Here is a 21,841-nt window from a genome sequence, read left to right as displayed (position 1 = left end):
TCAAGGCACTACCTATTTATTTTTAGATATATTTTTTATCTTTAAACTCAAAAATTGTTGTGCCCCCAAAAAAATATCTATGAACATAAAAGCTAAACTTTTTGTGTGTGGAGAAGAACGAGAATTAATCTCTACCAGTTTAAATTATATTAGACTTACTGACTGGAACGGTAAACCTACATCAGCCTTAATGAATGGTAGTTTTACGGTTACTTACGAATCTCAAATGTATGATGACACCTATGCTGAGTGGATTATTGCCGATAGAACGCAAAATAAAAAGATAGAATATCCTGCTAATTTATACCAATTAAGAGATGGCAAGGTAATCTTTTATGAGGATGATTTTGATGGAGTAGAATTATTCCAATACAACTTTCAAGATGGTGCACTTATCAACTACTATGAGGTTTTTGATAACCAAAAAGGTATGTATGTTACCCTAACTATCTCTCCTGCTATGCAAGATTATCGTTTTTTTAATAATAGTTCAGATTGGCGTAGAAAAAGTAGAACTCGTTATATAAAACCATGGCAAGAGAGTTTTATACCGCCTATAGAAGAAACTACATATAAGCCGAAAGAAGATACAACACCTCGTATTATAAAAGTAAACTGGGTTAATAAGAGCAATGAAATTGTAAATAGTAGTCATTACGAAGAAAACTTAGGTCTTGAAATAGATTTGAATAACCCTAATGGAGGAAAGGTAAAAATTAGTATTACAAAAAAAGACAACACCAATTTTGATAATAATACTAAAGAAATAGTATTGGAAGAATATGTTACAGGTAACAAAGTAGCTATAACCGATTTTAAAATAAAGAAAGAGTGGGAAGATTTTAAAAATGTAGAAATAGATGAACTGGTTGCTACTGCTACTTATTTTAACAGTACTAAAGAAAGTACTTCTTTAGAAATTATAGCACCGCCTAAAGTAATTGTAGACTTTAGACCTAGCAAAAATTACAGTGGGGAATACGGTTTTGATTATATAAGACATCAAAAAGAGAAAGATGATTATATTACTTATGAAGATATTGTAGGACCTAATCAGTACAATGATTTTAAACTAAAAAAACGAGTAAAAAAATTTAAAAAAGACCCTCTTAAATATAAAAAACTAAAAGATAATGAGTATAAAACGCTTACATTTCCTTGGTATAAGGATAGTGCAGGTAAAGAAAATGAGTACATACAAAGTTGGTTAACTTTATATCCACACCAAACCGTAACATTAAGCTTACAATTAGAAACGATAAACAACCCTAAGAAGTTAGATATTTGTTTAGAATACAATACCGAATTATTTAAGTTAAGTACAGATACTATACCTGCTCAAAGTAAAAAGAAAAAAAGATTAGACGACTTTTTAACCGTTGAATGTTTAAAAGAGTTTAGTACCAATCAAACCATTAAGGTTATGTATGGTAACCAACAATTAGGGCAACTAAACATTTTAGCCAATGCTAAAAGTAAACGTAAAAAATTAGATGTCGTTTTTGTAGAGGTTAAAACTCAATTAGTTTCAGGAACAATAATTAAAGGAGCATCCAAAGGAAAAAGAGTGTTTTTAACCCAATATTTACAACAAGCCTTAATTAAACCCAATATTATAATTGAAGATTTGGATTTAATATCTGACAAGACCTTTAATACAAAAGTTGATCCAAAAGGTCAGGGGTATATTAAGAATAGAACAGGCTTACACGATTATTTAAATGGTAAAATGGATGCTAAATACAACAACTATTTAAAAGTTTATTTTATTGGCGATCAATGTCCAGTTCTTGATAAGCTTGGGAAAAAGACAAATAGAAGAGTTAACGGACAGTCTAAAGACTTTAATTCGGACGCAGTTGTATTGTTTAAAGGACATAATGTGGCTACAGTAGCTCACGAAGCCTTGCATGCTTTAGGTTTGTATCATACTTTTTCTTCAAAAGCAAATTATACATATAAAAAAGGAGAAACCTATAATATTATGGATTATTCGCATTGGGGTATTTATGGTAATAAAAAAAGAATATTAACATGGCTTTGGCAATGGAAAAAATTGTGGAATAATACACTAGTAAAATCAGAATAGAATGAAACAGTTACTTTTAATTACTTTAACAATAGTTTTTACCTCTTGTAATGCTCAAAAAATAACAACTATGAAAAAATTTGATATAGAAAAATTTAATAAATATAAAGACACAATTCGTAATGAATATTACCATGTTTTAGGTGATGGAACTATTGTAGAACAAATGGAACTTAAAGAAGTTTTTGCAGAAACTATTAAGCAAAAAGAATCTTTTTTTGAAGTAAAAAATCAATACTATAAAAATGGAAACCTTAAAATAACAGGAAAATATTTTAATTCTAGTTTCCAAAAGGGCATATGGAGAGAGTACGACGAGAAAGGTAATTTGATAAAAGAAACCAATTATGACAAAGGTTACAATTATACATGGGAAGATTTATTAAAGTTACTTAAAGAACGTGAGGTAAACGTAAGAGACACGAATAATACAACGATTAGAAAAGATGATGGAGAATGGTGGGTTTATTATGTGAAAGGACTTTATATTTATAATATCCGTATTAATGGAAAAACAGGAAAAATCACATTGGATGATAAAGATATTTTTGAAGAAGGTTCATAAAGTTAAAAACTATTAAGAACTTATTTTATTGAATGGTAAATGCCCAGTTCTTGATGAAAAAAATAGGCAAAAAATATGAAAAATTGTATAATAGTTTTTATAGGGATATTACTTCTTTCTTGTAAAATAATCACAAACCAACCCCAAAAAGAAAGAGAATTACCATTTAGAGCTATAGATTATTCAGTAAAATGGGAAGGAAAGGCAAAGTTAGTTGCAACATACAAAGAAGCACTAAGGATAGGGTTAACTAAGAAAAGTAATAAAAACGAAAGGTTTTATTCGAAAAATGCAGTTTATTTATTTGAAGTTGGAGGCGGTTGCTTTGGGGCAAGTCCGAGTGAAATATCGGTTACACTAAAAAACAATATAATAAATATAAATTGGGAAGAACCTAATGAACTTTGTCCTGAAGTAGGAGAAATGTCAGCTTTTTGGGGCGAAATTATTATAAATAAAAAAGACTACCCTAACTATGAGCGTTTAAAGGTAAAATACTACTGGGAAGAATGAATTTGAAGAAGGCTCGTAAAGTTAAAAACTATTAAGAACTTATTTTATTAAATGATAAACCCCAACAGTTCTTGATAAAAATGAGAACAAGACATACATAACAGTAAAATAAGGAGCAGTTATCGTTAATAATATTTGTTTTATTGCGTGTTTCAGTAATTAAGTTAGTTAATAAGATAACAGTAAATTATACAGTGTTCTAGTACGTTTTATTATTTACTCTTTTCTTTAAATATAAAATTCTCTATTTTATTATTACTATATTTTTTATTTCCAATCACTTTGTCATTTTCTATTTTCAAAACTAAGCCCTCTAAGAATTTATATTCTATTTCTTCTGGTTTACTATAAATTTTAATAATAGAATCCTGTGTCAGCTCCCATTTATATTTTAGTTTTGAAGTAATATACTCTGAACCGCAACTAGAAATATCTTTTTCGGTTATTAGTACTTGTTCTTTGGAGAAGTTTAATATTAAATACTTTTGTACTCCAGCACAAGGGTTTGGTTCGGGAGTTTCCTCACATCCGTAACCAATATTTGATACATATTCTTTGTTAGTTAATATGTCAGTTTTATTTTGAGCCTCTAAATTCAAAAATATGTTTGTGAATAGTAAAAATAGTATAAATCTTTTCATTATAATTTCCCATTTAGTTGGGTTAAATGTACTACAACTTGTTTGTGTAAACACTTTCAGTATTTTTATACAACAATAAAAATAGTATAAACGTACTTTTTGCAATTTTTTAGTATTAGCTAATATAACAAAAAAAGGAAATTAATAACGAATTTTAAGCGTTTGTGTGTTAAAACATAAGTTATTACAAGCCTAAAACAGATGAGTATATAGAAGTTACGCTTGAAGGGAAAACAGGGAAAGAAATTAAACGAAGAGATTTAGAGTTTATAGGTAATTAAGTAATTATTATTAACAACTTTTACTTCAAAAATATAGAAAGTTCTATTCCTTCAGCTATAAAAATATAATGTACTTGTTTAAAAAAACAAAAAAGAGCACCCTAAAAGAATGCTCAATCTTTTCCATGCACAGTTACTAGCCCCCCAGCTGTATTACTGTACATTTCGGTTAGTGATTATTAACACAAAATTAACAATTTTATCTTATTACAAAACTAGAATTAATATAAATAAAGAGTCCTTCATTTAGAAGCATAATTCTTAGAAAAACTTCCAAAAAACTATAAAATAGAACCATACTCTGTAAACTTCTCCTTTGTATATCAAAGTATATATAAGTTGCTAACATTACGGCGTACTCCGTTGATACTACGCTATGGGTAGTTGAGATCACGGCATGGGTTGCTAATACTACGGCATACTCCGAAGACACCGCGGCATGGGTCGTTGATATCACGGCGTGGGTCGCTAATACTACGGCATACTCCGAAGACACTACGGCATGGGTCGTTGATATCACGGCGTGAGTCGCTAATACTACGGCATGCTCCGAAGATACCACGGCATGGGTCGCTGATATCACGGCACCCCCCTTTAGCATCAAGGCATTAGGTAAATAAAAAAATGAGTGGTATCTCTTTTAGTTCTTTTTTTCAGACTCCCAAATTGGTAGAAGACTTCTTTTAACACTTTTAAACCTATCTGGCATGTTTTTAAAAGGAGTAACAACAAAGGTAAAACTGTTATCGGCACTAAACCTCCAATAATTTCCTCTTAACGCTCCATCTTCTGTTTTAACATTCCAATCAGGAATATTAATTAAAGAGAATTCTTTGGTTTCTTTATTAAAATCTAGCGCAAAATCTCTTAATACATTTTCAGAAGGATACTTCAGTGTAATTTTTGCGTTTAAACTACCCTCATCAGTAACATATAAAGTACATGATTTTGATGGATAGCTTTCTATTTCTTTCCTCCAGTTTCTTGCTACCACTTTTTTTAGTTCTGAACTAACTTGCATACTATCTGCTTCATTGGCTATAAGTGCAAATATATTTTCTTGAACTATGATTACTGTTTGCTCATTTGGGTTTATGGTAACGGTTGTTTTCTCCGCCCCTATTCTACTATTTTCTCCAAAGAAAACTCCCAATACAAAAAATGCTATTTTTATTACTTCCATCTTTTAAAATTATATAGCTATTATTTATTGAAAAGCCGAAACAAATGTTTCGGCTTCGAATATATTTTAGTTAAACCAAATGGTAAATGATTTAATTTTGGCTAAATCTGGAATTTGATCTTTGGTTACTTTTTGAGTACTAAATTCTTTTAAACCTAAATCTTCATTATCAATCGTTATTGTTGCATTTAGATCATCAATAAATAAAGTTGCCGATGAAAATGATGATTCTACTTTGCTTACTTTAGTATTTGCATTAATTTCTTGAAAAGTAGATTTTATATTTACTCCTGATTTTGTTTTAAAACGCTCATCAAAAATCTCAATACTCTTAATTGTTGATGTAGAGTCTAATTGTTCTTTTGGAGTAATTGTTAACAAGTGCTTTCCTCCTTTTTCATATATTAAATACTTATCGTCTTCTTGAAAAAAGTTTTCACCTTTAGCTCCTTCACTTAGTACTTTAACTACTGAGTCTTGCTTAAATACGTTTTCTATTTCGTTAACAGTTGTTTTAGTAGTTAACTTCCCTACTTTTCCTTTAGCAATATCAAACTTGCTATTACCACACTGGATGAATAGTACTGATATTACTGCGATAACTAAAGGTTTCATTAATGTTCTCATTTTTCTTCTTTTATATTTAAAACGTCTATTTCTTGTATTTCTTATTTTATTACTTTTTTCAAAATTCCAAAGGCTGCTCTTATAAAAGTAGCACTTGTTAATACCTTCACTATTGGATTCATACGTGTACTTCTACTACGTGTTGATGAACTTCTTCTTGTCTTTTCTTCTTCCTCTTTGCGTGCTTCTTCTGTTTTCTTCTCGTTAATTTTTTCTATCTTCTCGTTTAGCATTTCGTAAGCACTCTCCCTATCAATAGTATCGTTGTATTTCGGAATTAGTCTTGAATTATCTAAAACTTGTTTGATTTCCTTTTCTGTTAATACATCCATTCTACTCATAGGTGCACGTAACATTGTTCGTGCTAATGGTGTTGGAATTCCTTTTTCATTTAATACAGAAATCAACGCCTCACCTATTCCCAACTGTGTTAATACTTCTTTAGTATCGTAATATTCAGAATCTGGATAATTTTCTGCGGCTAATTTAATTGCTTTTCTATCTTTTGCTGTAAATGCACGTAAAGCATGTTGAATCTTCATTCCTAACTGTGCTAATACATCTTCTGGAACATCTTTTGGATTTTGTGTTACAAAATACAATCCTATTCCTTTAGATCGAATTAATTTTACAATGCTTTCTATTTGACTTAACAACGCTTTTGAAGCTTCATCAAACACTAAGTGAGCCTCATCTATAAAAATTACCAATTCTGGTCGCCCACTATCCCCTTGCTCTGGAAAAGTTTCATATACCTCAGCTAGTAACTGTAACATAAAGGTTGAAAACAATTTTGGCCTATCTTGAATATCTGTTAAACGTAATACAGAAATAACACCACGTCCGTTTTCATCAATACGAGTTAAATCGTCAACTTCAAATGATTTTTCTCCGAAAAATAAATCTCCTCCTTGTTGCTCTATTTCAACAATTTTTCTAAGAATTGCCCCTGTACTTGCGGTAGAAATTCGTCCGTATTCTTTTTTAATTTCTTCTTTTCCTTCATTGGTTATATATTGAAGAATTTTCTTGAAATCTTTTAAGTCTAATAAAGGTAATTGGTTATCATCACAGTATTTAAAAATAATCGCTACAATACCAGATTGTGTTTCAGTCAAATCTAAAATACGTGATAATAAGACAGGTCCAAACTCAGAAACCGTAGCACGTAAACGAACTCCGTTTTGTTCTGAAATTGATAAAATTTCTATTGGAAATTTTGTTGGAGTAAATGGTATTCCGATTTTTTCGTGGCGTTCATCAATCTTAGCATGCCCAGGGCTTGGTTGTGCTAATCCGCTTAAGTCTCCTTTTACATCCATTAACAATACAGGAATTCCTTTTTCTGACATGTTTTCTGCCAGCACTTGCAAGGTTTTTGTTTTCCCTGTTCCTGTTGCTCCAGCTATTAATCCGTGACGGTTTAATGTTTTTAAAGGAATATTTACATGAGCATTTGTTACAGTTTCTTCTCCTAACATTCCTGCTCCGAGTGTAATAAACTCTCCTTTTGTTGTATAGCCTTCTTTGATGTAATTGAAAAACTCTTGGGTTTTACTCATTATTTATGACCTTTTTTGTGATAAAAACACGTAAAAGTAACAAAAATCATTCATTAATTTTTAATGTTGCCTATCTTTGCACCCTTATGTTGAAAAAAGAAGTACAAGAGTTAATTAATACAGGAGAAATGCTTCCGTTAATGGAAGAGTTTTATACGATTCAGGGAGAAGGAGCACACACTGGTACTGCTGCTTATTTTATTCGTATTGGTGGTTGCGATGTAGGTTGCCACTGGTGTGATGTAAAAGAAAGCTGGGATGCTAATTTACATCCACCTACAAAAACGGATATTATTGTTGAAAACGCAAAGAAATATGCTGAAACTGTAGTTATTACAGGTGGAGAGCCTTTAATGTGGAGTTTGGATTATATTACGCAACAACTTCAAGAAAAAGGTATTAAAACACATATTGAAACTTCTGGAGCTTACGATTTTTCTGGTGTTTGGGATTGGTTTTGTTTATCACCTAAAAAAACCAAATTACCTTTGGAACGTGCTTACCAAGAAGCGGATGAGTTGAAAATGATTATTCATAATAAAAATGATTTTCAGTTTGCTGAGGAACAGGCTGCTAAAGTTGGTAAAAAATGTAAGTTGTTTTTACAACCTGAATGGAGTAAAAAGGAAAAAATGACACCGCAAATTATTGATTATGTGATGGAGCATCCACAATGGAAAATTTCCTTACAAACTCATAAATACTTAAATATACCATAAACAAAAAAGCAACCTAATTGGGTTGCTTTTTTAGTATTCACTTGGCTCTATATGAATTAAAACATGTCCTAAATTTGGGAGTTTTTCTCTTAAATAGTCTTTTAATTTATGAGCAATTTCATGTCCTTCTTTTACTGTAATGGTACTGTTTACAATGGCATGTAAATCTACATGATATTTCATTCCTGCTTTACGAACAAAGCATTTTTCTGTTCCTAAAACACCTGCTACTTCCATAGATTTCTCTCTTATTTCTTCTATCAAATCATCATATACATGTTCATCCATTATTTCACCCAGCGCTGGTCTGAAAATTAAATAACTATTGTATAGAATAAAAAACGAAGCCAATAAAGCTGCCCAATCATCAGCTGTTTCATAACCTTCTTTAAAAATAAGTGCTATAGAAATTCCTATAAATGCCATTACAGAAGTAATTGCATCACTTCGATGGTGCCACGCATCTGCTTTTAAGGAAGAACTATTAGTTTCTTTACTTTTTCTGATAACCACTTGAAAAGATATTTCTTTCCAAATAATAATTGCCCCTAAAACGAGTAAAGTCCATGGTTTCGGAGTTTTGTGGGGTGTTTGGATATTCTGTATACTTTCATAAGCTATAACAGTAGCTGAAGTTACCAAAAAGGCTACTACCACAAAGGTGATTAAAGGTTCTATTTTTCCGTGTCCGTACGGATGGTTTTTATCTGCGGGTCTTTTCGCATATTTCAACCCTAATAGCACTAAAAGCGAAGAAAAAATATCGGTAGTAGATTCAATTGCATCTGCTATTAATGCGTATGAGTTTCCAAAAATACCTGCTAGTCCTTTAATAATTGCCAAACTAGCATTGCTAAGAATACTAAAATAGGTGGTTTTTATAGCTAACTCTTCTTTACTCATTGAATTATGATATTACAATCTCTTTTTATGAGGTATTACGAAGGTACTTGAAAAGTATTGAAAAACCCTAGATTATACAATAGAAAATCTATTACTAAAAAAAGACTCGCCAGTTAGCGAGTCTTTTGGATAGTTAATAAAACTACCACTTTAACAACAATTAATATTTAATAACGAATGAAAAAATTAGTTCCAGCCTCCTCCTAAGGCTTTATATACTTTTACGTTTGCTAATAATTGATCTCTTTTAGTTTCTATAATTTCAATTTTAGATTCTAATGCTTCTCTTTGCGTTAACAACACTTCTGTATATTCTGCCCTTGCCGATTTAAACAGACGAATTGAAAGGTCTATAGATTCGTTTAACGCTTCTACTTGTTGCTTTTTTAAATCATAACTGTTTTTCAAGTTATCAATTTTCGAAAGCTCGTTCGCTACTTCTAAATACGCATTTAAAATAGCTCTTTCGTATTCGTAAACAGCTTGTAATTGTTTATTGTTGGCTGTTTTATAAGCTGCTTTTATAGCATTTCTATTGATTAAAGGTCCTACAATATCACCTGCTAAAGAATACACTAACGATTCTGGTGTTGATGTTAAAAACTTAGGTTTAAATGCTTGTAACCCCACTCCTGCTTTTATACCGATTGATGGATAAAAATTAGCTCGTGCTATTTTAGTATTTAATTTGGCTGCTGCTAATTCGTATTCAGCTCTCCTTAAATCGGGTCTGTTTTGTAACAGTTGTGATGGAATTCCTGCTTTTACTCCTTCAATAGGTTTATCTATAAAATTATCTGAGTTTCTTTCTATAGGTTGTGGGTATCTTCCTACTAAAAAGTTAATTTTATTTTCAGTTTCTACTATCTCTTGTTGAAGTTCATATAGGTGACTTTGGTTTTTAAGTACACTCGCTTCAAACCTACGTACTGCCAATTCAGTTGTTCTTGCAGCTTGTTTTTGAAGCTTCACCATTTGCAATGCATTTTTTTGAATTTCTAAGTTTTGTGAAACCATAGATAATTCATTATCTAATGCTACTAATTCGTAATATGAATTTGCAATTTCTGAAACCAAATTAGTTACCATAAAGTTTTTTCCTTCAACACTAGCTAAGTATTCTAGTACTGCTGCTTTCTTCTCATTTCGTAACTTCTTCCAAACATCTAACTCCCATGAAGCAGAAAGTCCTATTGAAAAATCAGTTAATGGCTCTGGAAATTTTTCATCTTCGCGAATATTTAAATTTTCTTCAACGGCTCCATTTCTAGTATACTTCCCTACCTTTTCTACTTCTGCCCCGGCATACATATTTACAAATGGTAAATACTCACCTTTTTTTGCCTTGATATTATTTTTTGAAATAGCTACTTGTTGTAACATTATGTTCAACTCTTGGTTGTTTGATAAAGCTGTATCTATCAGAGAAATTAAATGTGAGTCTGAAAAAAAGTCACGCCATTTAATAGTAGCTGTATTTAATGAATCTGCAGGTTGGTTCTTAAAATTCTCTGGTACCGCCTTATTTTCTTCTCTTACTACTTGATTTGATACACAAGAGCACAAAACTAAGAGGGTAAGCACACTTAAAAAGTGTGCTTTTTTTATTACAAATAAACTTCTTTGTTTAGTTTTCATTGTTTTCTCTTTTAATTATTTTCTTTAGAAGTTTTTTAAGCTCTGCTATTTTAGCTTTTGTTTTACTTCCTTCAACTTCATTTATTCTTATAAACTCTTCAGAAACTGGTTCGCTCGATTCGTCTTTAATTAAGCTTCTTCCATCACTCATTTTAGCAAATATGTAATAGAGACCTGGTATAATTAAAACTCCGAAAATTGTACCTATTAACATTCCTCCTAAAGCCGAACCACCAATAGTTCTGTTACCAATAGCCCCAGCTCCATGAGCTATAACTAACGGTATTAACCCTGCGATAAATGCAAATGAAGTCATTAAAATTGGTCTGAATCGTTCTTTAGCTCCTTCAATAGCTGCTTCAAAAATTGTAGCTCCCTGACTTCGTTTTAGTACCGCAAATTCTACAATTAACACTGCATTTTTACCTAATAAACCGACCAGCATTATTATACCAATTTGTGCATATACGTCATTAGCTAAGCCCATTAATTTTAATAGTGTAAATGACCCGTACACTCCTACTGGAAGTGAGAAAATTACAGCTAATGGCAGTATAAAACTTTCATATTGTGCTGCTAATACAAAATATACAAAGGCTAATACAATGATGAAAATATACACTGATTCATTACCTCTTCTTGCTTCATCGTAGGTAAGTCCTTCCCAAGCTACATCATAACCTCTTGGTAATTCTTTTGCTGCTACTTCTTTAATTGCGTTAATAGCATCTCCACTTGTGTATCCTGGTGCTGGTAACCCTCTAATAGCTGCTGAATTATATAAATTGTATCGTGTTATCTCATTAGGTCCCAGTTTTTTTTCTAAACTCATGAACGCTGAATAAGGCACCATTTCTCCTTCTTCATTTTTAACATATAGTTTTTCTAAATCTGAAGGAATTCTTCTGTATTCTGGTGCTGCTTGTGTATATACTTTAAAGAATCTACCAAAACGAATAAAACCTTGTTCATAGGTACTACCTATTAAAATGTTTAGGTTTTCCATGGCTTTACCAATGGTCACTCCTTTTTGCATCGCTTTTTTATTGTCGATTTTTAATTCGTACTGCGGATAGTTTGCAGAATAAAAAGTAAATAACCCTGTAAGCTCTTTTCGTTTTGATAACGATTCCATGAATTTGTTATTGATACGTTCAAACTCGTGGTAGTCTGTTGAGTTTGTTTTATCTAATAAACGCATTGAGAATCCTCCTGAAGATCCAAAACCTGGTACTGCTGGTGGTTCAAAATATTCTATAACCGCTCCTAAGTCTTTAGTTTCTTCTTCTAGTTCTTCCATGATTTCATGAACTGAATGATGACGTTCTGACCATGGTTTCAAATTAATTAAACAGGTACCTGCGTTTGACCCTCTACCTTCGGTCATAATTTCATATCCTGCTAAAGATGAAACTGACTCTACTCCCTCAGTTTCTTCACAAATTTGTTGTAGTTTTCTTGCTACTTCGTTTGTACGTTCTAAGGTAGCACCTGGTGGTGTTTGAATGATTGCGTAAATCATTCCTTGGTCTTCACTAGGAATAAAACCTGCTGGTAATGTTTTATTGGTAATAAATATTCCTGCACAGAAAGCTAGTAATACTCCAAAGGTTAACATTCTTCGTGCTACGATTCTGTTTAACACTTTTACATATCTTCCTGTAAGCTTTTCAAATCCTTTGTTAAACCAATCAATAAATTTATCTACTATTGATTTTTTTCTTTCTTTTCCGTGGTTGTTCTTCAACATCATTGCACACAATACTGGTGTTAATGTTAATGCTACCACTGCTGAAATAATGATAGATCCCGCCATTGTTATAGAGAACTGTCTGTAGAAAACTCCTACTGGCCCTGTCATAAATGAAATTGGCACAAATACAGAAACCATAACCAATGTAATTGCTAAAATAGCACCACCTATTTCTCCTAATGCTGCTTTAGATGCTTGATAAGGTGTTAGATGTTCTTTCTCCATTTTTAAATGGACTGCTTCTACAACTACAATAGCATCATCTACTACAATACCAATCGCTAACACTAATGCAAACAGGGTAATTAAGTTTATTGAAAGTCCAAAAAGCTGCATTATAAAGAAAGCTCCGATTAAGGATACTGGTACTGCTATAATTGGAATTAAGGTCGATCGTAAATCTCCCAAGAATAGGAATACCACAATTGCTACTAAAATAAAGGCATCTCTAAGTGTATGTATTACTTGTTCTATAGAGGCGTCTAAGAAGTTAGAAACGTCATAACTAATTTGAAAATCAATTCCTGGTGGTAGATCTTCTTTTAATTCTTTTAGTTTTTCTTTTACCGATTCTATTACATCACTACCATTACTTCCAAAGGTTTGTTTTAAAACAATAGATGCTGATGGATGCCCATCTAAGTTTGAGTAAATATCGAAGAACTCACTTCCTAATTTTACTTCGGCAACATCTTTTAGCTTTAAAATTTCTCCTTCTTCATTTGCTCGAATAATAATGTCTTTGTACTGATCTGGTTCGTTATACCTGTTTTGATAGGTAAGTACGTATTCTAGTGATTGTGATTTGATTCCTGAACTTCTTCCCAATCTTCCAGGTCTTGCCAAAATACTTTGGTCTTCCATCGCTTCTAAAATTTCTTCCGCAGAAATATTATAGGCTCTCATTCGGTCTGGTTTTAACCAAACTCTCATCGCATATTTTCTACTTCCTAAAATTTTAGCACTGGCGATACCGTTAATACGTTGAATCTCGGGTATCATTTTGGTGTACGCATAGTTGTATAGGAACTTTTCGTCATTATGTTTTTCTTTACTAAAAAGGTTCACATACATTAACATACTTGGTTGTACTGGAGTTATAATTACCCCTTCTCGTTGTACTAATTCAGGTAATAAAGGCATTACTTGATCTACCCTTGTTTTTACCCTAACTACCGCTTGGTTGGGATCTGTACCTGGTTCAAAAATTACACGTAAGGTTCCTTCTCCTGCACTTGTAGCATCAGAAGCGATATAACGCATTCCTTGTACTCCATTGATTGCTGTTTCTAGAGGAATTAGTGTTGAGTTTACCAATACATCTGCGCTTGAACCTGGGTACGCTATAAATATGTTTACCGTGGTTGGTGCAATTTGTGGAAACTGTGATATTGGGAGTTGTTTTATTGATAACAACCCTGTAAAAACAACTATTATCGAAATAACAATTGCTAGTACTGGTCTTTTTATAAATTGACTAAACATGTTTTGTTGAATTTTAGTTTCTTATTACTCTGCATATAAGTCTAAACTAGACATTACAGCATTTGGCTCTTTAAACTCAACATGTATCTTTTGTTGGTCTTTTACCATACGGATTCCTTCTAACAATATTTTATCGTTTTCTGTAAGTCCTTTTTCTACTATAAATAAGTGTGGTAATTCTGCTTCTACAGTAATTTCTCGTTGCTTTACTGTATTGTTTTTATCTACTACAAAAACATATTTTTTATCTAATACTTCAAAAGTGGCTTTTTGTGGAATTATTAAGGCTCCTTCGTATGGAACTTCCATTAAAATACTTCCTGTTTCTCCGTGTCTTAAAATTCCATCTGGATTTGGGAAAGTTGCTCTAAAGGCAATATTTCCTGTTTCATTGTTAAACTCTCCCTCAATCGTTTCTACTATTCCTTTTTGATTGAATGGTTTGTTATTTGCCATTAAAAGTGTTACTTCTTTTTTCTTGTCTTTATCTTGACTCATTATGTAGTCTAGATATTCTGTTTCTGGCACATTAAAATATACCCACATTTTACTGTTGTCTGATAGTGTTGTTAGGAGTTCTCCTTCATCTAACAAACTTCCTTTTCTAACATGTAAGTGGTCCATTATACCGTTAAATGGTGCCTTAATGCTTGTAAAACCTAGGTGTGTTTGTGCTAGCATTACTTCAGCTTTTGCTTTTTCGTAGTTTGCTTTTGCTAAGGCTAATTCGTTTTTAGAAACTACGTTTCCATCTGCTAATAATTCCGTGTTTTTATATTCAATTTCAGCAGCTTTTGCTTCTGCTTTTGCTTTTTGTAAATCTGCTTTATAAACATTTGCTGATATTTGAAACATGTTTTGTCCTTTTTTTACATGTTGTCCTTCATCAACAAATACTTTCTTTAAATATCCTTTTTCTAGTGCCCTAAGTTCTATGTGCTGAATGGCATGTATTTGACTTACATAATCTTTAGTTATTGATGTATCTTTTTTAATAGGATTAGTTACAAGAAACTTTGTTTCTGGATGTTTAGATTCCTTTTTTGATTCGCAGCTAATGTTAATTAATAGCGCAAATAGGCTCATGAAAATGAAGATTTTTTTCATTTTTATATGTATTTGTAAAGTTAGAGTGAGTGTTTAACCATTGAAAACCAATGGTCATTCTAAAAATTTAATTAAATTCTTATGCGTGAATAAATAAAGTAAGCTAAATGATAGGTTTAGGCATACTTTACCGAAGAGGGTATCAAATTATAAAAACTTGAAATTTTACATGGAGTTTTACTATAGCACTAAAAGTGTACTCTTTAAAGCGTTGTGCTTTTTCTTTTACTACACAAAACTGGCACTCAAAAAACTGCGCATGTAAGATGGCTGATAAGTAACTTCCGAATTTTGATAAATTTTCATCTACTTCATTTTCGTCTTGGGTTTTGTCTTCAATCTCGCTGATTTCAAAATAATTCTCCCTTTCAGAATCTTGATGCTGTTTATCAAAAGCTAAGTTAATGGTGTTTTGAGTAACAATTTGGGTCTCTACACAGGCTGAATTTAAAACAGGCACTGATATACTCTTATTAAAATTGTTATGATCTGCATATGATGTAGACCATCCTTTTAATAAGAATATTAATAGAAAAAGATATTTGTTAAATGTATTACTCATTTCGGTCGGCAAAATTATATATATAAATTCATTTAACAAACAAATAATATTGTAAAATATTTATAAAACAAAAAAACTCGCCAAATGGCGAGTTTTAATATTGTGTATTTGAAGATTTTAGAACTACTCTTTATATACTCCCATATTGGCATATTTGTCCATACGTTGAGCTATTAAGTCTTTCTCTTTTATATCTTTAAGTTCTTTGTAAGCTTTTATGATTTGTTCTTGCACAGCTTTAAAAGTTCCTTCACGATCAGAATGTGCACCTCCTAATGGTTCTTTGATGATATCGTCTACTATTTTTAGTTTCATACCATCTTCTGCTGTTAACTTTAATGCTTCAGCTGCTTTTTCTTTCTCTGACCAGCTACGCCATAATATTGAAGAACAGTTTTCTGGTGAAATAACTGAGTACCATGAGTTTTCTAACATATATACTCTGTCTCCTACTCCTATTCCTAAAGCTCCTCCTGAAGCTCCTTCTCCTATAATTATAGTAATAATTGGAGTTTTTAAGCGCGTCATTTCAAAAATATTACGAGCAATTGCCTCTCCTTGTCCTCTTTCTTCTGCTTCTAACCCTGGGTAAGCTCCTGGAGTATCAACAAAAGTAACTACAGGAATACCAAATTTTTCAGCCATGCGCATTAAACGTAATGCTTTACGGTATCCTTCTGGATTTGCCATACCAAAGTTACGATACTGACGTGTTTTGGTATTGTATCCTTTTTGCTGCCCGATAAACATAAAAGATTGATCTCCTATCTTACCTAAACCTCCAATCATCGCTTTATCATCTTTTACGCTACGATCTCCGTGTAACTCCATAAAAGTATCTCCACAAAGTGCTTTGATATAATCTAAAGTATAAGGACGGTTAGGGTGACGAGATAACTGTACACGTTGCCATGCAGTTAAATTCTTATATATATCTTTTTTAGCTTTCTCTAATTTTTTTTCAATCTTCTCACATGTAGCTGTTACGTCTACATCGCTTTCTTTTCCTATATCAAAACATTTTGCCAACTGATCTTCTAGCTCTTTTATTGGCATTTCAAAATCTAAATATTCCATTGTATTCTTGTATATAGTTTGATTTTCTAATTTACTAGTTAGTTGTTTGTAAAGGCAAACATACTAAAAAATTGTACAGTTTACCTTGATCCCTTTTCTTAAAATACTATTTTTTTATAATTTTCTTTTTTATAGAAGAGGCATTTTTAAGTACTCCATTCAGCAACACTACTATTAAAACAATACAGGCTCCATAATAAAACTCTGGATTCATTTGTTCTTTTTCTCCAAATATTAATAGTGCCAAGATAATAGCGTAAATAGGTTCTAAATTAATAGTAAGCATTACTGTATAAGGAGTTAAATACCTCATTACTTGCACTGAAGCAATAAAAGCATATGCTGTACAAATACTACTTAAAATTAATAAATATATCCAATCACTTGCTTGTAAATGGAAAAATTCTACTGAAAATTTTTGTGTTAATAATAAGTAAATCGTTACTCCTAAAACTCCGAATAATAGTTGATAAAATGAAATTGTATTGGCTTCATGTTTTTTTATAAACACACCATTTAACACCGAAAATAATGCGGATAGAAAGGCTGAAATTAATGCATAAATAATTCCAAGTGTATACTGACTTTCAAAATTAAATATAATGTACAAGCCTACTATTACTAACAGTCCTAAAACTATTTCGATTAATTTTATTCTTCTTTTAAAGAAAAAAGGCTCTATAAATGAGGCAAAAAAAGCTCCAGTACTCATCATAACTAAAGCTACTGATACATTTGATACTTTTATTGCTTTGAAAAAAGTTATCCAGTGTACTGCTATAATTACTCCTGAAATAGCAAACTTAGCTAATGCCTTTTTATCAACCCTAAACGACTTCTTTCTTATTACAAAATAGATAGCTATAAAGCCTACTGCTAATAGCATTCTGTACCAAACTAAAGGAACTGCATCAATTGATATTAATGCTCCTAATATTGCTGTAAACCCCCAAATAAAAACGATTAAATGTAAGTGTAGGTAGTTTTTTAATTTATCTCCTTGCATTGAAATATAAATAAATAGCGTATAAACCAAATACTATATTAGGTATCCAAACATTTAACAGGGCATTTGCTCCTGCTACAGCTCCTAATACTTCTGCTACTTTTAAAAAGAAAACATAAATAAACATAACGCTAATACCTATGGCTAAATTAACTCCTATACCTCCTCTACTTTTCCTATGTGCTAGCCCCACAGCTATTAATGTTAGTATGTAGCTGGCAATTGGTAAACTTGTTCTTTTGTATAGTTCTACTAAGTAAGCGTTTAAGTTTTTTATTCCTCTTTTTCTAGACACTTCAATAAACTTAACCAACTCTGGAGAGTTCATTTCTTGTGCCATAATATTCTTGTAATTAAAATCTTCTGGTGTAAATGTAAATGTGGTATCTAAGCTTCTTCCTGAAAAGATACTATCTCTTTCTTTAAAAATTTTTCGTTCTTTCCAGTTATATAGTTTAAATGTACTATCCTTTTCCTTCCAATTAATATTATCAGCAGTAAGTTTTCTTTTTAACTTAATACCGTCATATAGATCAATTGAAAAATTATATCCTGAGTTTCGCTTTAAATCAAAGTTTTGGATATATACATAGGTACTATCGTTAAGCTGCAAACTAAATTCGCGGATAGTAGTATCTGAATATTTCTTTTTCTTTAAATATTTTTTTTCAAAAGCTTTTCTTGTTTTACTACTTGATGGTACAAAAAAGTGATTCATTGATAACGCTACCGCACAAACAATAGTTGCTCCAATAAAATATGGGTATAAGAATCGTGTAAATGATACTTGAGAGCTATTAATTGCTACAATTTCTGTGTTACTTGCTAGCTTTGAAGTAAATAAAATAACTGCTATAAACAATGCTAATGGCATAAACGTATTAGCATAGTAAATAATGAAGTTTTTATAGTAGTCGTTAACTATTTCAAACAGTGTTAGATTTTCTTCTCGTAAAAATTTATCAACCTTTTCTGCAATATCAATAGCTACTGCAATAGGTATTAAAATAAGTAACGTAAACAAAAAAGTTGTTAAGTAACGTTTTAATATGTACCAATCTAGTATTTTCAAATTACAAACGTTTATCCATTTGTTTTACCATCTTGTCTTTCCATGAAGCAAAGTCTCCTGCTATAATATGTTTACGTGCTTCACGAACTAACCATAAATAAAATCCTAAGTTATGAATAGATGCTATTTGTTTTCCTAACATTTCTCTTGAAGCAAATAAGTGGCGTAAATAAGCTTTTGAATACATGTTATCAACCCAAGTAATACCCATTTCATCAATTGGAGAAAAATCTTTTTCCCACTTTTTATTTTTAATATTTATGCTACCGTGTGCTGTAAATAACATTCCATTACGTGCATTACGGGTTGGCATAACACAATCAAACATATCTACACCTAATGCAATATTTTCCAAAATATTAATAGGTGTACCCACTCCCATTAAATATCTAGGCTTGTCTTCCGGTAAAATTGCTGTTACCACTTCAGTCATGGCATACATTTCTTCTGCTGGTTCTCCTACTGATAATCCTCCAATAGCATTTCCTTCAGCTCCTGAATTTGCTATATACTCTGCTGATTGTTTACGTAGATCTTTATAAGTACTTCCTTGTACAATTGGAAATAAAGATTGGCTATATCCGTATTTTGGAGGGGTATTCTCAAAGTGTTTTATACAACGATCTAACCAGCGATGTGTCATATGCATAGATCGCTTTGCATAATTATAATCACAAGGATATGGTGTACATTCATCAAAAGCCATGATTATATCTGCTCCAATAGTACGCTGTGTTTCCATTACATTTTCTGGTGTAAAGAAATGCGTTGAACCATCTATATGGCTTTTAAATTTTACCCCTTCTTCATTTATCTTTCTTCTCCCTGATAAAGAATATACTTGGTAACCTCCACTATCCGTTAAAATATTTCGATCCCAATTCATAAACTTATGCAACCCTCCTGCTGCTTCTAAAGTTTCTAACTTTGGACGTAAGTATAAATGATACGTGTTTCCTAAAATTATATCAGGATTTATTTCGTCTTTTAATTCTGATTGATGTACTCCTTTTACTGTAGCTACTGTACCTACAGGCATAAATATTGGAGTTTCTATAGTTCCGTGATCAGTTGTAATAACACCTGCTCGTGCTTTACTTTTAGGATCGGTTATTTTTAAGTCAAATTGCATAAGTGGCAAAGATACACATGTAAGTTGAATGTTTAAAAGTAGAAAGTTAAAAGTTTCTTATTACTGTTTTTTAATTCTTTCTTCTTCTTCCAAACTTGGATTTAAAATCTGCTTTTTTCTTTGATTGAATAGTTTTTTGAGGAGAAGTTTTTTGAGTATTTTTCTCTGCTCCTTCATATGTTTTTGATGAGCCTGCTACTAGTTTATTAATTTCATCCATTTCTTTAGATGATAATTCACGCCACTCTCCTACCTTTAAGTTTCCTAAAGTTACATTCATAATACGTGTGCGCTTTAGTTTTTTTACTTCGTATCCTAAGTATTCACACATACGTCTTATTTGACGGTTTAAGCCTTGTACTAAAGTTATTTTAAATACATTATCATTTACACGCTCTACTTTACATTTCTTTGTTACGGTTCCTAAAATTGGTATTCCGTTACTCATTCTCTTTATAAAGCGTTCATTGATTGGCTTATTAACTGTAACTATGTATTCTTTCTCGTGGTTATTTCCTGCGCGTAGAATTTTGTTTACGATATCTCCATCATTGGTTAAAAATATTAATCCTTCTGATGGTTTATCTAATCGACCAATAGGAAACAGTCGTTGTGGGTGTCCTACAAACTTTACTATGTTTTTACGCTCTTTACTATCTGTAGTACAAACAATACCTACTGGTTTGTTTAACGCTATATATATAGTTTTTGGTTTTGCTTTTAACGGTTTTCCATCAATTTTTACCACATCTCCTTCATTAACTCTATTTCCTAACTGGGTAGGTTTTCCGTTTATGGTTACTCTTCCTTCTGTAATAAAGCGTTCTGCTTCACGACGTGAACAAATACCTGTACTACTTATAAACTTATTAAGATTTATTGATGTGTCATTATTTTTTTCCATTAGTACAAAGAAAAAGAAAATCCTCAAGCTAACACTTGAGGATTTCATAATTTATATGTTTTTCTTATTAAAACATGATCATTTTTTGTGTACAACGTGCTAAACTTGGTCTTCTTTCATAGTCAAACCCAAGTGTTATCATATGTGTACCATAGTTATATTCTTGTGTCTTATTCATGTTAATACTAAATCCGTACGACAAGTATAGGTTGTTCTTTTTTAAACCAAATAATGGTGCAATAGCGTTTGGTTGAAAAAACTGATCGTTTAAGAATGTATAACTTACCCCAGCCCAAACATATCCGTCTCTAATTCCTTTTCTGGCTTTAACGTTCATATCTGTTCTAGATCGTTTATCTGCTTCTCTATACTCTACTAACATTGAAGGCTCTAATTCAAAATTTCTACTTAACCTTGTAAAAGTATAAGAAGTAAAAACTGTATACTTTCTTAATACTTCTGGTTCACCAGTTTGAAAATCTTCAATTTCCTTATTTAGAATATTTACCGCGTTAAGACTTATACTAAATCGTTCGTAACGATATAATAGACCTACATCAAAATTTGAGTTATTTAATGTTCTATTTGGTACTACTTGTCCTGAATTATTCTCAGAAGTATCAATACCAAATTGAATAAAACTATAACTTAAAGCGAATGATAAAAAACTATCGTGAAAGTCACTTAATGTTAAGTGACTTGCAAACGATAATTTTGCTCCTTTATGAGTTGTATATCCATTTTTATCATTAAATAAAGTAATACCACCACCAAAAGTGTCTGCTATACGAGCTTCAACTGTTAACGATTGCGTGTCTGGTGCATCTTTAACTCCAATCCATTGGCTTACTCCATTTAATCTAACCTGTAACCCAGTACCAATACCTGCATAAGTTGGAGATATTAAAAACGGGTTATCAGCTAAATGACTCACATATTGTGGTAATTCTACTTCTTGTGCAGTAACTTTTACACTACTTAATACTACACATAAAATTAATATTATTTTTCTCATTTCTGTT

19 protein-coding genes are annotated in these 21,841 nt (G+C 31.6%); 4 read left to right on the top strand and 15 right to left on the bottom strand.

The genetic code is table 11. From position 1 onward, the window contains the following. Positions 1-79 precede the first annotated feature (79 nt). The 3 genes from tssD (at position 80) to VBY68_RS01155 (ending at position 3,167) form a co-directional block, all read left to right on the top strand. The gene (tssD, locus tag VBY68_RS01165; RefSeq protein WP_415268599.1) at positions 80-2,089 is read left to right on the top strand and encodes a type VI secretion system tube protein TssD; all 2,010 of its coding nucleotides are present in this window, start codon (positions 80-82) and stop codon (positions 2,087-2,089) included. Position 2,090: 1 nt separating this feature from the next. Beyond that, a complete protein-coding gene (locus VBY68_RS01160; protein WP_415268598.1) occupies positions 2,091-2,654 on the top strand; it encodes a hypothetical protein in 564 nt (187 codons plus the stop codon). Positions 2,655-2,729: 75 nt separating this feature from the next. Then, positions 2,730-3,167 (top strand): hypothetical protein, encoded by a 438-nt coding sequence (locus VBY68_RS01155; RefSeq protein WP_415268597.1) that lies wholly within the window; start codon positions 2,730-2,732, stop codon positions 3,165-3,167. A gap of 212 nt (positions 3,168-3,379) precedes the next feature. Here VBY68_RS01155 and VBY68_RS01150 read toward each other — a convergent pair whose 3' ends face one another. The 4 genes from VBY68_RS01150 to VBY68_RS01135 form a co-directional block, all read right to left on the bottom strand. Beyond that, a complete protein-coding gene (locus VBY68_RS01150) occupies positions 3,380-3,808 on the bottom strand; it encodes a hypothetical protein (protein ID WP_415268596.1) in 429 nt (142 codons plus the stop codon). 921 nt (positions 3,809-4,729) lie between these two features. Next, the gene (locus VBY68_RS01145) at positions 4,730-5,272 is read right to left on the bottom strand and encodes a hypothetical protein (RefSeq protein WP_415268595.1); all 543 of its coding nucleotides are present in this window, start codon (positions 5,270-5,272) and stop codon (positions 4,730-4,732) included. 66 nt (positions 5,273-5,338) lie between these two features. Next, the gene (locus VBY68_RS01140) at positions 5,339-5,899 is read right to left on the bottom strand and encodes a hypothetical protein (protein ID WP_099216113.1); all 561 of its coding nucleotides are present in this window, start codon (positions 5,897-5,899) and stop codon (positions 5,339-5,341) included. A gap of 41 nt (positions 5,900-5,940) precedes the next feature. Beyond that, complete coding sequence (locus VBY68_RS01135) at positions 5,941-7,461, bottom strand: helicase HerA-like domain-containing protein (RefSeq protein ID WP_121147481.1); 1,521 nt, start codon at positions 7,459-7,461, stop codon at positions 5,941-5,943. An 86-nt stretch (positions 7,462-7,547) separates the two neighbouring features. Here VBY68_RS01135 and VBY68_RS01130 point away from each other — a divergent pair, with 86 nt between their 5' ends. Further along, entirely contained in the window at positions 7,548-8,180 is a 633-nt protein-coding gene (locus VBY68_RS01130) for a 7-carboxy-7-deazaguanine synthase QueE (protein ID WP_164723437.1), read from the top strand. Between the two features lie 30 nt (positions 8,181-8,210). Here the strand turns inward: VBY68_RS01130 and VBY68_RS01125 are convergent, their stop codons facing one another. The 11 genes from VBY68_RS01125 to VBY68_RS01075 all read right to left on the bottom strand — a co-directional run bounded on the left by VBY68_RS01125 (position 8,211) and on the right by VBY68_RS01075 (position 21,834). After that, positions 8,211-9,083 (bottom strand): cation diffusion facilitator family transporter, encoded by an 873-nt coding sequence (locus VBY68_RS01125; protein WP_028891021.1) that lies wholly within the window; start codon positions 9,081-9,083, stop codon positions 8,211-8,213. A gap of 186 nt (positions 9,084-9,269) precedes the next feature. Next, positions 9,270-10,721 carry a TolC family protein gene (locus tag VBY68_RS01120; protein ID WP_415268594.1) on the bottom strand — a complete coding sequence of 484 codons (1,452 nt, stop codon included), beginning with the start codon at positions 10,719-10,721 and terminating at the stop codon, positions 9,270-9,272. Further along, positions 10,711-13,959 carry an efflux RND transporter permease subunit gene (locus VBY68_RS01115; RefSeq protein WP_415268593.1) on the bottom strand — a complete coding sequence of 1,083 codons (3,249 nt, stop codon included), beginning with the start codon at positions 13,957-13,959 and terminating at the stop codon, positions 10,711-10,713. Before VBY68_RS01115 ends, VBY68_RS01120 begins: the two co-directional genes overlap by 11 nt. Positions 13,960-13,983: 24 nt before the next feature. Further along, positions 13,984-15,066, bottom strand: coding sequence for an efflux RND transporter periplasmic adaptor subunit (locus VBY68_RS01110; protein ID WP_099216119.1), 1,083 nt, complete (start codon positions 15,064-15,066; stop codon positions 13,984-13,986). A gap of 142 nt (positions 15,067-15,208) precedes the next feature. Continuing rightward, positions 15,209-15,628, bottom strand: coding sequence for a hypothetical protein (locus tag VBY68_RS01105; RefSeq protein WP_099216120.1), 420 nt, complete (start codon positions 15,626-15,628; stop codon positions 15,209-15,211). 123 nt (positions 15,629-15,751) lie between these two features. Continuing rightward, positions 15,752-16,705 (bottom strand): acetyl-CoA carboxylase carboxyltransferase subunit alpha, encoded by a 954-nt coding sequence (locus tag VBY68_RS01100; protein ID WP_099216121.1) that lies wholly within the window; start codon positions 16,703-16,705, stop codon positions 15,752-15,754. Positions 16,706-16,811: 106 nt separating this feature from the next. Beyond that, a complete protein-coding gene (locus tag VBY68_RS01095; RefSeq protein WP_099216122.1) occupies positions 16,812-17,711 on the bottom strand; it encodes a DMT family transporter in 900 nt (299 codons plus the stop codon). Next, positions 17,698-18,783, bottom strand: a complete 1,086-nt coding sequence (locus VBY68_RS01090; protein ID WP_099216123.1) for an LptF/LptG family permease — start codon at positions 18,781-18,783, stop codon at positions 17,698-17,700. The genes VBY68_RS01095 and VBY68_RS01090 overlap by 14 nt, the downstream gene beginning before the upstream one ends. 1 nt (position 18,784) lies before the next feature. Then, positions 18,785-19,915 carry a tRNA guanosine(34) transglycosylase Tgt gene (tgt, locus tag VBY68_RS01085; RefSeq protein WP_121147486.1) on the bottom strand — a complete coding sequence of 377 codons (1,131 nt, stop codon included), beginning with the start codon at positions 19,913-19,915 and terminating at the stop codon, positions 18,785-18,787. Between the two features lie 70 nt (positions 19,916-19,985). After that, positions 19,986-20,819: a 23S rRNA pseudouridine(2604) synthase RluF gene (gene rluF, locus VBY68_RS01080; RefSeq protein ID WP_273695325.1), complete on the bottom strand. Its 834-nt coding sequence runs from the start codon at positions 20,817-20,819 to the stop codon at positions 19,986-19,988. A gap of 67 nt (positions 20,820-20,886) precedes the next feature. Next, positions 20,887-21,834 (bottom strand): PorP/SprF family type IX secretion system membrane protein, encoded by a 948-nt coding sequence (locus VBY68_RS01075; protein ID WP_099216126.1) that lies wholly within the window; start codon positions 21,832-21,834, stop codon positions 20,887-20,889. Positions 21,835-21,841 lie beyond the last annotated feature (7 nt).

It is taken from the genome of Tenacibaculum ascidiaceicola (assembly GCF_047470925.1).
Lineage (GTDB): Bacteria > Bacteroidota > Bacteroidia > Flavobacteriales > Flavobacteriaceae > Polaribacter > Polaribacter discolor.
Note: the sequence above shows the minus strand (reverse complement) of the source record. Positions and strands in the feature narration are given on the sequence as shown.

Bases quoted from the DNA above. Each gene is read 5' to 3' on its own strand.
- tssD (WP_415268599.1), top strand. From the start codon at position 80: ATGAACATAAAAGCTAAACTTTTTGTGTGTGGAGAAGAACGAGAATTA.
- VBY68_RS01160 (WP_415268598.1), top strand. From the start codon at position 2,091: ATGAAACAGTTACTTTTAATTACTTTAACAATAGTTTTTACCTCTTGT.
- VBY68_RS01155 (WP_415268597.1), top strand. From the start codon at position 2,730: ATGAAAAATTGTATAATAGTTTTTATAGGGATATTACTTCTTTCTTGT.
- VBY68_RS01150 (WP_415268596.1), bottom strand. From the start codon at position 3,808: ATGAAAAGATTTATACTATTTTTACTATTCACAAACATATTTTTGAAT.
- VBY68_RS01145 (WP_415268595.1), bottom strand. From the start codon at position 5,272: ATGGAAGTAATAAAAATAGCATTTTTTGTATTGGGAGTTTTCTTTGGA.
- VBY68_RS01140 (WP_099216113.1), bottom strand. From the start codon at position 5,899: ATGAGAACATTAATGAAACCTTTAGTTATCGCAGTAATATCAGTACTA.
- VBY68_RS01135 (WP_121147481.1), bottom strand. From the start codon at position 7,461: ATGAGTAAAACCCAAGAGTTTTTCAATTACATCAAAGAAGGCTATACA.
- VBY68_RS01130 (WP_164723437.1), top strand. From the start codon at position 7,548: ATGTTGAAAAAAGAAGTACAAGAGTTAATTAATACAGGAGAAATGCTT.
- VBY68_RS01125 (WP_028891021.1), bottom strand. From the start codon at position 9,083: ATGAGTAAAGAAGAGTTAGCTATAAAAACCACCTATTTTAGTATTCTT.
- VBY68_RS01120 (WP_415268594.1), bottom strand. From the start codon at position 10,721: ATGAAAACTAAACAAAGAAGTTTATTTGTAATAAAAAAAGCACACTTT.
- VBY68_RS01115 (WP_415268593.1), bottom strand. From the start codon at position 13,959: ATGTTTAGTCAATTTATAAAAAGACCAGTACTAGCAATTGTTATTTCG.
- VBY68_RS01110 (WP_099216119.1), bottom strand. From the start codon at position 15,066: ATGAAAAAAATCTTCATTTTCATGAGCCTATTTGCGCTATTAATTAAC.
- VBY68_RS01105 (WP_099216120.1), bottom strand. From the start codon at position 15,628: ATGAGTAATACATTTAACAAATATCTTTTTCTATTAATATTCTTATTA.
- VBY68_RS01100 (WP_099216121.1), bottom strand. From the start codon at position 16,705: ATGGAATATTTAGATTTTGAAATGCCAATAAAAGAGCTAGAAGATCAG.
- VBY68_RS01095 (WP_099216122.1), bottom strand. From the start codon at position 17,711: ATGCAAGGAGATAAATTAAAAAACTACCTACACTTACATTTAATCGTT.
- tgt (WP_121147486.1), bottom strand. From the start codon at position 19,915: ATGCAATTTGACTTAAAAATAACCGATCCTAAAAGTAAAGCACGAGCA.
- rluF (WP_273695325.1), bottom strand. From the start codon at position 20,819: ATGGAAAAAAATAATGACACATCAATAAATCTTAATAAGTTTATAAGT.
- VBY68_RS01075 (WP_099216126.1), bottom strand. From the start codon at position 21,834: ATGAGAAAAATAATATTAATTTTATGTGTAGTATTAAGTAGTGTAAAA.